14 protein-coding genes, 1 tRNA gene and 3 pseudogenes are annotated in these 12724 nt (G+C 40.1%); 13 read left to right on the forward strand and 5 right to left on the reverse strand.

Features of this window, described 5'->3' with window-relative positions:
- Positions 1–118 precede the first annotated feature (118 nt).
- The 7 genes and pseudogenes from KUH03_RS34985 to eno all read left to right on the forward strand — a co-directional run bounded on the left by KUH03_RS34985 (position 119) and on the right by eno (position 5703).
- A tRNA-Arg gene (locus KUH03_RS34985) sits at positions 119–191 on the forward strand.
- A 74-nt stretch (positions 192–265) separates the two neighbouring features.
- Positions 266–835, forward strand: coding sequence for an adenylate kinase (locus KUH03_RS34990; RefSeq protein ID WP_223578602.1), 570 nt, complete (start codon positions 266–268; stop codon positions 833–835).
- A 38-nt stretch (positions 836–873) separates the two neighbouring features.
- Positions 874–1871: pseudogene (gene obgE / locus KUH03_RS34995) on the forward strand (GTPase ObgE).
- A 331-nt stretch (positions 1872–2202) separates the two neighbouring features.
- Positions 2203–2556 (forward strand): TM2 domain-containing protein, encoded by a 354-nt coding sequence (locus tag KUH03_RS35000; RefSeq protein ID WP_257089117.1) that lies wholly within the window; start codon positions 2203–2205, stop codon positions 2554–2556.
- Positions 2556–2867: a DUF2752 domain-containing protein gene (locus KUH03_RS35005; RefSeq protein ID WP_257089119.1), complete on the forward strand. Its 312-nt coding sequence runs from the start codon at positions 2556–2558 to the stop codon at positions 2865–2867. Before KUH03_RS35000 ends, KUH03_RS35005 begins: the two co-directional genes overlap by 1 nt.
- A 229-nt stretch (positions 2868–3096) precedes the next feature.
- Complete coding sequence (gene carA / locus KUH03_RS35010; protein ID WP_257089121.1) at positions 3097–4197, forward strand: glutamine-hydrolyzing carbamoyl-phosphate synthase small subunit; 1101 nt, start codon at positions 3097–3099, stop codon at positions 4195–4197.
- 211 nt (positions 4198–4408) lie between these two features.
- Positions 4409–5703: pseudogene (gene eno, locus KUH03_RS35015) on the forward strand (phosphopyruvate hydratase).
- Positions 5704–5800: 97 nt separating this feature from the next.
- On the opposite strand, the gene KUH03_RS35020 reads toward eno, so the two are convergent.
- The 4 genes and pseudogenes from KUH03_RS35020 to KUH03_RS35035 all read right to left on the reverse strand — a co-directional run bounded on the left by KUH03_RS35020 (position 5801) and on the right by KUH03_RS35035 (position 8769).
- Positions 5801–6040, reverse strand: a complete 240-nt coding sequence (locus KUH03_RS35020; RefSeq protein ID WP_147420354.1) for a hypothetical protein — start codon at positions 6038–6040, stop codon at positions 5801–5803.
- A 189-nt stretch (positions 6041–6229) separates the two neighbouring features.
- The gene (locus tag KUH03_RS35025; protein ID WP_257089123.1) at positions 6230–7030 is read right to left on the reverse strand and encodes a DUF72 domain-containing protein; all 801 of its coding nucleotides are present in this window, start codon (positions 7028–7030) and stop codon (positions 6230–6232) included.
- A gap of 12 nt (positions 7031–7042) precedes the next feature.
- Positions 7043–8221 (reverse strand): MFS transporter, encoded by a 1179-nt coding sequence (locus KUH03_RS35030; protein WP_257089125.1) that lies wholly within the window; start codon positions 8219–8221, stop codon positions 7043–7045.
- Between the two features lie 3 nt (positions 8222–8224).
- A pseudogene (locus KUH03_RS35035) lies at positions 8225–8769 on the reverse strand (YceH family protein).
- Positions 8770–9144: 375 nt separating this feature from the next.
- Between KUH03_RS35035 and KUH03_RS47155 the strand changes: the two are divergent.
- Genes KUH03_RS47155 through KUH03_RS35055 form a run of 6 tightly spaced genes read left to right on the forward strand, consistent with a single transcriptional unit; the run spans position 9145 to position 12108 of the window.
- A complete protein-coding gene (locus tag KUH03_RS47155) occupies positions 9145–9300 on the forward strand; it encodes a hypothetical protein (protein ID WP_306429254.1) in 156 nt (51 codons plus the stop codon).
- A complete protein-coding gene (locus tag KUH03_RS47160; protein ID WP_306429255.1) occupies positions 9297–9683 on the forward strand; it encodes a hypothetical protein in 387 nt (128 codons plus the stop codon). The genes KUH03_RS47155 and KUH03_RS47160 overlap by 4 nt, the downstream gene beginning before the upstream one ends.
- Before the next feature lie 10 nt (positions 9684–9693).
- Complete coding sequence (locus KUH03_RS47165; RefSeq protein WP_306429256.1) at positions 9694–9930, forward strand: hypothetical protein; 237 nt, start codon at positions 9694–9696, stop codon at positions 9928–9930.
- 32 nt (positions 9931–9962) lie between these two features.
- Entirely contained in the window at positions 9963–11021 is a 1059-nt protein-coding gene (locus KUH03_RS35045; RefSeq protein WP_257089127.1) for a nucleoid-associated protein, read from the forward strand.
- A 6-nt stretch (positions 11022–11027) separates the two neighbouring features.
- Positions 11028–11621, forward strand: coding sequence for a DUF3810 domain-containing protein (locus KUH03_RS35050; RefSeq protein WP_257089129.1), 594 nt, complete (start codon positions 11028–11030; stop codon positions 11619–11621).
- The gene (locus KUH03_RS35055; RefSeq protein ID WP_257089131.1) at positions 11596–12108 is read left to right on the forward strand and encodes a DUF3810 domain-containing protein; all 513 of its coding nucleotides are present in this window, start codon (positions 11596–11598) and stop codon (positions 12106–12108) included. Before KUH03_RS35050 ends, KUH03_RS35055 begins: the two co-directional genes overlap by 26 nt.
- Positions 12109–12188: 80 nt before the next feature.
- Here the strand turns inward: KUH03_RS35055 and KUH03_RS35060 are convergent, their stop codons facing one another.
- Positions 12189–12659, reverse strand: coding sequence for a hypothetical protein (locus tag KUH03_RS35060; protein ID WP_257089134.1), 471 nt, complete (start codon positions 12657–12659; stop codon positions 12189–12191).
- Positions 12660–12724: the final 65 nt, after the last annotated feature.

Here is a 12724-nt window from a genome sequence, read left to right on the forward strand (position 1 = left end):
CGTAGAGTGTTGAGGGGATGGAAACTTCTTTTTGAAAAAAGTTTGTAAAAAAATGAATTCTGACTATATTTGCGTCACCAAAACAAATGGGACAGAGTTCTAAACGTAATGGTTTACTGCGCTCCTAGCTCAATTGGATAGAGCATCTGACTACGGATCAGAAGGTTAGGGGTTCGACTCCTTGGAGCGCACGACTGAAAAGCCTAGTCATCATCTGTGATTAGGCTTTTATTTTTTAACTCGTTTTAATTTCTTAAATAAAACTATGCTAAACCTTGTAATATTTGGCCCTCCGGGTGCAGGTAAGGGAACTCAATCTGCAAAGCTTATTGAAAAATATCAATTGATTCATATTTCAACTGGTGATATTTTTAGAGCACATATTAAAGGTCAAACGCCACTTGGTCAACAAGTAAGCCAGATTATTGCTGAGGGAAATTTAGTGCCAGATTCGATTACGATAGCAATGCTGGAAGAGGAAGTGAAAAAGAATCCTGAAGCAAAAGGATTTATTTTTGACGGATTTCCGCGTACCGTTGCCCAAGCTGAGGCATTGGATGCTTTTTTGGAAGGTATCAACACGTCAATCTCAGTTGTAATCGCACTAGATGTAAATGAAGACGAACTGAAAGCGCGTATCGCTAAACGTAGAGAGATCTCTGGCCGTTCAGATGACGATGCTGATAAATTGGTAAAACGCATTGATGAGTATTTTACAAAAACAATTCATGTGTTACCTTATTATGAAGCGCAAGGTAAATTATCCAAGGTAGATGGGATCGGTGATATCGATACAATCTTTAAAAACCTAACGGATATTATCGATAATTATTAATTGAAATAAATACTTTTTTAGACTGTAATACATTGTAAATGGCGCAAGGATCGAATTTTGTTGATTATGTGAAAGTGTGTTGTCGTTCGGGACATGGTGGGGCAGGTTCGGCTCATTTGCATCGTGACAAGCACACAGCTACAGGAGGACCTGATGGTGGTGATGGCGGTCGTGGAGGACATATTATCCTGAAAGGAACGACTAATATTTGGACATTACTTCATTTGAAGTACCGTAAGCATATTATCGCTTCCAATGGTGAGTCAGGTGGTAGTTCGCTACGGACAGGTGCCACTGGTCATGATGAAATATTGGAGGTGCCACTGGGTACCATTGCCAAGGACGCAGAGACTGGAGAGGTGTTGTTTGATATTACCGAAGATGGTGAGACCAAGATCCTGGTTCCAGGAGGAAAGGGTGGTTTAGGTAACTGGCATTTTAAGTCGCCTACGAAACAAACCCCTCGATTTTCGCAACCAGGGATGCCAGGCAAAGAGCAATGGATGATTCTCGAGCTTAAGGTACTAGCAGACGTTGGTCTGGTAGGTTTTCCGAATGCAGGTAAATCAACCTTGTTGTCCGTAGTCTCAGCCGCAAAACCCGAAATTGCCAATTATCCATTTACCACATTGGTGCCTAATCTCGGTATGGTGAGTTATCGCGATAACCGCTCGTTTGTGATGGCCGATATTCCGGGGATCATTGAGGGGCTTCGGAAGGGAAGGGACTTGGTTATCGCTTCTTAAGACACATTGAACGCAATTCAGTATTGTTATTTATGGTGCCTGCTGATACAGACCGCACCATAGCAGAAGAGTATGGTATTTTACTGAATGAATTGACAGCATATAATCCCGAATTAGCAGATAAACCCAAGTTATTGGCGATTACAAAGTCTGATATGCTTGATGATGAACTTGAGAAGGAAATGGAACAGCAGCTTCCTGAGGGGCTTCCGCATATTTTCATCTCATCCGTCAGTGGTAAAAATATTCTGCCATTGAAAGATATGATCTGGAAAGCAATAAACTCTTAATAGCTAGCAAAATATATAAAAACGCTTCATTTATGAAGCGTTTTTTTATATCACTTTTTGATATTATTTTTCTACTTAAGTCAGCCCTATTGAACTTTTCGCCCTACCTCAGGTATTCTGTTGTAACCCGGTTGCAAAGCATGTGGATGGAAGCTGAGTTTGGAAAAGTGTGCAGTGGTGATTGTAATTACTTGCCATGAAGTGATAGGCAGTTTATTTCGGTATTTGTTTGAAATTTTGTGATGGCTTTTTTACGTTGATTGCGAGATAGCAATAAAAAATAGCTGTGTTTTGAGTTTTTTTGCTAATTTCATTGACAAATTAATCTAAAATGAAAACAGAAGACGAAAAATATTGCGTGGAATGTGGTCAGGTAATTAATGTCAAAGCTGAGGTCTGTCCTCTTTGCGGCGCGAAACAGCCTATATTCTACGCGAACCAACCTTTCCAACAGAGTCGTAGCATTCAGGATGATCGCTGGCTGCCTGCTTTATTATTTTGTTTGTTTCTTGGCCCCTTCGGTGGACATCGTTTCTATTTGGGACAGATCGGAACAGCGGTTCTCCAGTTGGTTACTTTAGGCGGCTGTGGAATCTGGTCGCTTATAGATCTGATCATGATCATTGTTGGGAAATACAAGGATAAAGATGGTCAATACATCAAAAGTCCGGTAAACAATAATTAATGGCTTGGCTTGTGCTGAAATACCTGCGAGTGCACTGGATTTACACCATTGTTATAGGGTATTTTGGCACTGCTCTCGCATTATACATGCTGTCGGATATTCATATCCTCATTCCTTGTCTCTGGAAGGCAATTACTGGATATGAATGTCCCGGTTGCGGACTGACGACCGCATTTATGGCGCTGCTGCGAATGCAATGGGCCTATGCCTGGTCTGCAAATCCGATGATTTATGTCCTCGTTCCGGCATTCATCTTTTTAATTTTAAGAGACTTTTATCGATTTATACATAGACAAGCAGTTTCCATGTAAAATAATTGAAAAATGTTTTTCACTTTTAACTGATATGTCGTAACTTTGTCTCCCGTGAAAATTAAAGTAGAGTCTTTATTGGTAGGTGCCTTAGGAAACGGTTTGTCAATCGTGGTAATGCATTGTTAATTAATATTTTAGCCCATTTGAGGGCTTTTTTTATATCCAATAAGGAAGGCTTTAGGATTCAGAACAGAAGAGATACACATTTTATAATATTACATCGATAATGACCAACTACAGCAAATTGCCTGCAATTTTAGTTTTAGAAGATGGTACAGTTTATCACGGTAAAGCCGCTGGTAAAATTGGTACGACTACTGGTGAAATCTGTTTCAATACAGGAACAACCGGTTATCAAGAGATTTTTACAGATCCATCTTATTTTGGACAAATCATGGTCACAACCAATGCACATATTGGTAACTATGGTATTGATGAGGATGACACCGAATCAAATCAAATTCAGATTGCGGGCTTGGTTTGTAAAAACTACAACATCAACTATAGCCGTAAAATGGCTGATGAGTCTATTCAAAGCTATTTTGAAGAAGGAAATTTGGTGGGTATTTCCGATGTGGATACACGTTCATTGGTAAGACATATCCGTGATAAAGGAGCCATGAATGCAATCATTTCTTCGGAAACGCTAGACGTTGAAGGGTTAAAGAGCCAGTTGGCAAAAGTTCCTTCGATGGATGGTCTTGAATTGTCTTCTAAGGTAACAACTACTGAGCCTTATTTCTTTGGAAATGAAAATGCATCTTTACGTGTTGCAGTATTGGATTTGGGTATCAAGAAAAATATCCTGCGCAACTTTGAGGCCCGTGACGTTTATACAAAGGTTTTCCCGGCTAAGACAACATTTGAGGAAATGGAAAAATGGAATCCTGATGGTTACTTTATTTCTAATGGCCCCGGTGATCCTGCACCAATGGATTACGCTATCGAAACCGTAAAATCTATTTTGAATGCAAACAAGCCAATGTTTGGGATCTGTTTAGGTCACCAGATTTTAGCGCTAGCTAATGGCATCCGCACAAGCAAATTGCATAACGGACACCGTGGTATCAATCACCCAGTCAAAAATATTATCGCTAACCGTTGTGAAATTACTTCACAAAACCATGGTTTTGGTGTTGTAGCTGAAGATATCCAAAATTCGGAAAATGTTGAGATAACGCACGTCAATTTGAACGACCAATCTATCGAAGGGATCCGTATCAAAGGGCAAAAAGCGTTCTCAGTTCAATATCACCCTGAATCATCCCCAGGTCCACACGATTCACGTTACCTGTTTGATGATTTCGTTGCAATGATCAAAAACTAAGCAAACATAGCATAGCATAAAAACCCTCCCTATCGTGGAGGGTTTTTTATGCTATTTGCAGAACCAATTATTCAGATTGGTCATATTTTATTCACAATAAATGACGGATTAAATACATTTTTTGTTATATTTGGTTGTGAAAAATGTCTGTAGATAAGAGTGTGTCTTATTTACACTAAGTAATGAAAATAAATTATAGTCTAATAAAGAGATGAGTTTAATTATCGATGTTCATGCGCGTCAAATTTTGATTCGCGCGGTAACCCTACAATCGAAGTAGATGTTACTACACAAAATGGTTTTGTTGGTCGTGCAGCTGTTCCTTCAGGTGCTTCAACAGGTGTTCACGAAGCAGTAGAATTGCGCGATGGCGACAAGTCAAAATACTTAGGTAAAGGTGTTTTGAAAGCTGTTGAAAATGTAAATACCAAAATAGCGAAAGCTTTGGAAGGCGTAGATGTTTTCGAGCAAAATGCCATCGATAAAATCATGATTGATTTAGACGGTAGTGAAAATAAAGGTAATTTAGGTGCAAACGCTATCCTTGGTGTTTCTTTGGCGGTAGCAAAAGCAGCTGCACAAGAGTCACGTCAACCTTTATACCGTTATATTGGCGGTGTTAATGCGAATACGTTGCCTATTCCAATGATGAACATCATCAACGGTGGATCTCACTCCGATGCGCCTATCGCATTCCAAGAGTTTATGATCATGCCTGTAGGTGCTCCTTCTTTTTCTGAAGCATTACGTTGGGGAACAGAAGTATTCCATACATTGAAAAAAATCTTACACGATAGAGGTCTTTCTACTGCAGTAGGTGATGAAGGTGGATTTGCACCAACATTTGAGGGAACTGAAGATGCAATCGAGACCGTATTGAAAGCAATTGAAATCGCAGGTTACAAACCAGGTCAAGACATCTGTTTAGCATTGGATTGTGCTTCTTCTGAATTCTACAAAGATGGCAAATATGATTATGCTAAATTTGAAGGTGATAAAGGTGCAGTACGTTCTAGCGAAGAACAAGCAAGCTATTTAGCTGAATTAACAGCGAAATACCCTATTATCTCTATCGAAGATGGTATGGCTGAAGATGACTGGGCTGGCTGGAAAACATTGACTGACAAAATTGGCGATCACGTTCAATTGGTAGGTGATGATCTTTTCGTAACAAATACAAAACGTCTTCAACAAGGTATCGATACCCATACTGCAAACTCTATTTTGGTCAAAGTAAACCAAATCGGTTCATTGACTGAAACAATCAATGCAGTGACTTTAGCGCAAAATTCTGGTTACACTTCAGTAATGTCTCACCGTTCAGGTGAAACAGAAGATGCGACGATCGCTGACTTGGCGGTTGCGTTGAACTGTGGTCAAATCAAAACAGGTTCGGCTTCTCGTTCTGACCGTATGGCTAAATACAATCAGTTGTTGCGTATCGAAGAAGAATTGGGTGGTAATGCTCGCTTCATCGGTAAAAACTTTAAATATGCAAAAAAATAGGTTTACCCTATTATGCTAAAAAAATAAGGCCTAATCTGTAGATTGGGCCTTATTTTTTAGCATAGTTTTATCCTGGAAAGAGCATAAGAATTACAGTTTAACGGATTGTATCCCTTCTACTTCGATCATGATCATGATTGTATTTATATATTCTGTTCCATTTCATGAGTACCTCATTTTTGAACCATAGCTGATACTCTTCATTATATGCATTTTCATAGGTTATCAATTCCATTATCGAGTTATCATTCAGGCGGTCTGCACCAGCGATTCTATATTGCTTCCCCATGGTATTGATCACTTCTTCTTTACTCATGCCTAGTTGTATCTTTTTCATGTTTGAATCGGTTTTCATTATGGCCTGCTGGACACTACACGAGAAGAAGACCACGAGGATAAATGAAAATGCCATAAATATTTTTGTCATAGATTTATATGAATTAAAATAAGGTATTGCCTGTTGCTTTATTTGGATATTTAAGATTCAAATCAAATGTTTCATTCACTTTTTTAATAAAGTGGGTTGCTAGTAAGGGGATTCAATTTCAACATTCTGATGGATGAAAAAATACAGTTTCTGTAATCCATTATCCCGCCAGAGTTTTAATACTTCTATCCAATTATCCAGACGCGCATAATCCGATGCATGGTTGGCACCGACATAACGGATGAAGGCGACAGGCGTAGTCAGACGCATGTGCAACATATCCCTTCTGCCAGCTGTATCCACCAATACATTGGTCACACCGGTTTGCTCCAATAAGGTGTAGAGCTCATTCGTTAATTCGGCTTTTGAGAACCAGTCCTTATTTCGTACTTCCAATGCTAAGGGAACATCTTTCGGCCAGTCGTGCAAAAATAATTTTAACCGCGCCATATCCTTTGGACTGTAGTTGTCATGCATCTGCAGAAAGACCATCCCTAATTTTTCATCAAATCGAACCACAGCATCTGTAAACAACTTGACTTTATCCGTTGCGTTAAGCAACCGGCTAAAATGACTGATAGACTGAGGAACTTTTGGGAAGAATTTAAAATCTGCCGGAGTTTTCTTTTTCCAGGTTTCTACCTGCTCCAAGCTGGGTGAATTATAGAACGTGGCATTCAGTTCGATGCTGTTAAACTGATTGGCATAGTAAACAAGCTCGTCCTTTGTACCTCTGGGATAAAACCCCTTTAAATCCTGTTTGTTCCATTTTGCACAGCCGACATATACTTCAAAAGGTTCTTTATTTTTGAAATGTTTTAAAAGGGCTAAAGTCTCTTTTGGAGTAGCTGGTAGGGTGAAATCTACCTCTTCTGGATGATCTACTTGGCCAAATTTCATATTAGTTTTTTCTTAGTTTATGATCAAATAATAAGTGTGCGAGCAATGCCAATAGGGTATATGTTGTTCCAACTGCAATAACCCCGGCCATTGGAAATGCTGCCATGCTTGTGCCGCAAAAAAGGTGCCTGTTGAACCACCGATAAAATAGCTGACCATATAAACGGTGTTCAGACGATTGTTCGCGCCAAGATTGAGCGCATAGAAATCACTCTGATTTAGGATGTGCATCGACTGTAATCCAAGGTCAATGAGGATCACCCCAATGATTAGTCCCCAGTAATAATTTCCGAATAGCGCAAAAAGCAGCCAGCTAAAGACCATCAATAATATCGCGTAGCGGATAATTTTCGCGGTACCCATGTATACGGTCATCCGGTTGACAAAAGCAGCTGCAAGGGCACCGCAGGCGCCCACAAGGCCAAATGCGCCGGCGGTAGCTGGGCCTTCAAAAAATGGTGGGCCTTCGATATGGAAAACGAGGGTTGTAAAAAATGCTGAAAACGCCCCAAATCCCATCGCACCACGAAATGACGCCAATTGTAGGACAGGTTGTTTCTTGGCGAAGTTCCACACCGAAAGCATCAATTCTTTATAAGTACCCTTAAAATTAGGGCTAACTTCGGGTAATTTGATGGCGATAGCCATTGCTGTGATGAGCATGATCACCGTAGCGATCCAATACATTTCGCGCCAGCCAAAGTAGGAACCGACAAATCCGCTGACCACGCGTGATAATAGGATACCGATCAATAATCCTGACATGACCATACCTATTGCAGCTGCCTGTTTCCCTTTCGGGGCAAGCTCCGCAGCCATGGGTACAAAAACTTGTGGTATCACGGAGGTAAAGCCGATCAAAAAACTAAAGATGAGGATGGCTGTGATAGACTGGGAAAGTGCCATTCCGGCCAAAGAGAGAATAATGAATATAAAATCAATTAAGATCATTTTCTTTCTTTTAAACATATCACCCAGGGGAACAATCAATAAAAGCCCACAGGCATAACCAATTTGTGTTAACATGGCCGAATTGCTCACTGTGGCTTCGCTAACACCCAGGTCTTTAGCAATCAGCCCCAATAATGGCTGATTATAATAATTATTGGCGACAACCAGACCTGTGGCAATGGTCATCAGCCATAAGGTGGCTTGGGATAATTCTGTTTTGGAATCAGTTGTATACGTCATCGATTAATGTAGTTCGTCCCACAATTCCTGAAACTTCTGTTTTAATTCAGCGACTTCCTGTTCGAGTTGTCCGATACGTTCCAAAAGCGCCGGATCTGCTGCCCCGCTTGCTGCACTGTTGCTATTTTCAAAAGCGTCTATATTTACCTCACCCAATAGGTGGATATAACGTACCTCTTTGTGTCCGGCTTGTTTAGGAAGAGATTTCAGATAGCCCTCCTGAGCAAGTTTCTCCAATTGTTCATTAATTTCACCTAAGGAGTCAAACTCGTATAATCTTCCGGCATTTGAATTGATTTCACCGGCAGTCATTGGTCCACGGAGGAGTAATAGGCAAATAATAGTCAGTTCGGATGGTACAAGGGGAAACTGTATGGCAAAATTGTGCTTATACTTGGTTACCCTGGATCCACCACCGATAACGGTTGAAATCAACCCTCTCTTTTTTAGGATATCCAGCGTATTGACGATGTCCTCTTCGCTGTATTGAACAACAGGTTTACGTGAAGTTTTTGATTACATGCAGCCTGTAGGCTGTTGACCGTCATGGGATAATATTCGGGGTTACCTTTGATTTTTCAATCAGGGAACCCAGGACACGCTGCTCCATTGCAGACAATTGAGGCAAATTAGTCGTTTCCATTTTATTTTTAATGTATCTATTTATGATCGAATATAAGTTTAATGTCAAACGGCATCAACTTGAGGATTTGTTCTTACCCAAAGATGCCCTTTTTCCGATACAACTCCAAAATATCCGATTGATATTGTTGGATAAAATAGGATTGCTTTAGTTTTTCTTATCTTCGCATGAATAAAATAAGATTTAAAGTGCTCAAGATAGCTTTTCATCCCGAATTTATCCATCCAGTCAAGGAGGGACATCGTTTTCCGATGTTAAAGTACGAGTTGATCCCCTGCAGTTGAAGCATGAGGGATTGACCAATGAAGCTAATTTTTTCAGGCCCGAGCTGGCAAGTTTCGACACCTGTTGTTTGGTACATGATCCAGCTTATGTTGCGAAACTTTTTGATTTGACCTTAGATGCAAAAATGGTGCGTAGGATCGGATTCCCTTGACTAAAAGCTTGGTAGACCGCGAACGCTATATTTTGGATGGAACTGTTCAGGCCGCAGGTTATGCCTTGAAATATGGTATAGCTTTCACGATTGCAGGTGGAACGCATCACGCGGGTTATGATTTTGGTGAAGGCTTCTGCCTGATGAACGACCAAGCAACTGCTGCGGGGTATCTATTACAACAGAAGCTTGCAAATCGAATCCTCATCATTGATCTCGATGTGCATCAGGGGAATGGAACAGCGCATATCTTTGAAGGACATCAACAAGTGTTTACCTTTTCGATGCATGGGGAAAAGAATTATCCTTTTATCAAGCAGCGTTCTCACTTGGATATCGGTCTTGCTGAAAATATAACAGATAAAGAATATCTGGAAATTTAAAGACAATCTAGTGGATTTATTTGATCGTATCCACCCTGATTTTGTTTTTTACCAGGCAGGTGTAGATATACTGGGGACCGATAAACTGGGTAAATTGAATTTAAGTCCAGCGACCTGTGCGCGAAGGGATGAACTTGTATTGGGACTGTGCCATCAGCAGCACATTCCTGTTCAGATAAGTATGGGGGCGGTTATTCTCCGCAGATCAAAGATATTGTCAATGCACATTGTCAAACATTTAAAATAGCAATAGATTTATATAATTTATAAAATAAGAATATGTTTTTTCACCAAGACGCAACTTTTGAAGCATTATCTATACATCGTGTAGGAAACAAAGCACAGGACGAATTTTATATCCTGTCTGACGCCCCTGTATCTCTTGAAGGCGATGAAGTATTGCCTGGACTTTTGATGCAGTACTTTATGAATCCCTTTGCAAAAGTGAACGAAGTATACCGTCTATATCATCCTAATGAGGAACTGGATCTGAATGAAGTATTTTATTTTGTGCGCCAATACTTTAAGGAACAATTGCCTTTTCACGATTTTTCCCAGCAGATTTCGAAGCATCTGTATGAGGTGTCCAGCCATCCTAAGATTAAAGCAGGGGAGGTGTATGTGGTGGCGTTGAAAAATGTGCAGATCGAAGGCGAGGAACACGATGCTATTGGTATATTCAAGTCGGAAAACAAAGAGACTTACCTAAAGGTATATCCTGAACAAGGGGCTTTCACTTTGGAATATGAGCAGGAGGCAATCAACATCAACAAGTTGGACAAGGGATGTATTATCATCAATGTTGAGGAAGAGGAAGGGTATAAGGTGCTTGTACTGGATCAGACCAATAGACAGCAGGAAGCTGTGTATTGGAAAGACGAGTTCCTAAAACTGCGCGTACGTAATGACAATTTCAATCAGACAGGCAACTACTTAAAAGTCTATAAGAATTTTGTTCAGGAGAAACTCGATGAAACGTTTGAACTGGAGAAGGCCGATAAGATTGATTTGATGAATAAATCGATGAACTACTTTAAGGAAAAGGAAACTTTCGTTCAGGAGGAATTTGAAGAAGAAGTATTGGGAAATCCCCAGGCGATAGCCATGTTCCAGGATTATAAAGCTGGCTTCGAAAATGAATTTGATTCACCCTTCCAGTCAAGTTTTGAAATAGCGGATAAAGCCGTCAAAAAGATGGAATCTTCCTACAAGTCTGTACTAAAATTGGATAAGAACTTTCATATCTATGTGCACGGAAAACGGGAATACCTTGAGAAGGGATTTGATGAAGATAAAGGGATGAACTATTATAAGGTCTATTTCGAAAACGAAAGCTAATAATTTATGACAAAGCTCGATAAAATAGCTGTTTTTATTTTTGGATCATTTATTGGCCTGCTATTCGTTTTATCGTTGATCGAAAGCAATAGCCTATGGATAGAGGAATTTTATGCACAGGGATTTTATCGATTTTATGGCCATATCCCGAAGTATATTTTTGGTTATATTCCCTTTAGCATAGGAGATGTTTTTTACGCTTTCACGGTTATTTATCTGCTCTATTGCCTGGTTAATCTTATACGCAAGGTATGGGGTAAAAAATGGTCGGATGTTTGCCGAACCTTTTTATCTATTATAAATCTTTTGGTTGGGCTATATATCTTCTTTTATGTCTCCTGGGGTTTGAATTATTATCGGAAACCGATCAGTGTGAATGCACATCTGCAGGTTGATAGCCTGAAGCTTGCGGATTATCTCCTGGTACTCGATGAATACCTGGATAGTACAAATGCTTTGCGGGAACAGGTCAATCCGGCACAGTGGGCGGATCGGAAAGATGATATACGGACGGATCTGGCAAATTGGGTGAAAAATGATACCACTTTTTCTTCTTTTTTTATCAAGAAGCCAGGTGAAGGCCAAATCGCCTTTAAATAGTGTGGTTGTTTCGTATTTCGGTGTTTCAGGTTATTTCAATCCGTTTACACACGAAGCGCAGGTGAATTATGCCATGCCAGCTTTATCTTTTCCGTTTACTTATGTACATGAGCTCGCCCACCAACAGGGGGTAGGTTTTGAGGATGAAGCCAATTTTATTGCTTTTGTTCGCTTACAGCACCATCCGGAATCCTTTTATCGCTATTCAGCTTATTTACAAACGACCATATATATGCTGGGAGAATTGCGAGGCATGTACCCGGATCTTTCGAAGGATTATCAAACAAGATTAAGCAAGCTGGTGCTGGCGGATATAGCCGATGAACGTTTATTTTGGAGTGATTATACCGGTTGGATCAACGATCTGATGGGATTGTTTTATAATCAATACCTAACACATAACAATCAGAAAGAGGGAATTGCGAGATATGACCGGATGACAAGATTGGTGTTAGCCTATGAACTAAAAAAGAGAGGCTGTCATTGAAGTTAGTATAAAAACGCGTAGCACTAAAAAGCATCAATGCTCACATTGATGCTTTTTAGTGCTATGTTGTTTCGGTCTTCCTATTGGGTAGAAATCAGTTCAAAGGAGCCTTCCGTACCGGCACTGCCGGAATAAATTTGCCCTTGTGGTAAACCTCTAAGACCTGTCGGTGCAGTTTTGATCCGATCATAGATATTTCTCAAGTCTGTGTTTGCATTGACAGCTCTGCCGCCTGCTACGACATCGGCATAGATATAATTTGGTGACTTCTTATTTGTCGCCTGCGGTTTTATACTTCCTGTTGCCAGGGTAACTTTCACTTTGCCACCATTTCCATTGGGGAATGTTTTGGTTCCATTAAAAGCATCATCGCCTTTTGCGATAATATACAGTGAACCCAATTTTTGAAAATTGGCGTTAATATCAAAATTGGCACCATTATTCTTTCCGTCGGTTCCATAGAAAGTTGCTTTGTTTCCGATCTCAGCGTAACCAATGGTGATTTTTACATTTTTCTTTCCGTAAAAGGACAAGGTGGAGTTATCCTTCATGATCAATGTGTCAATATGGATAACTGCCGTGGAGTCTTTACTGTCAATATTTTTCTTGGCTTTTT

The organism is Sphingobacterium sp. E70, assembly GCF_019285695.1.
Taxonomy (GTDB): Bacteria; Bacteroidota; Bacteroidia; order Sphingobacteriales; family Sphingobacteriaceae; genus Sphingobacterium; species Sphingobacterium detergens.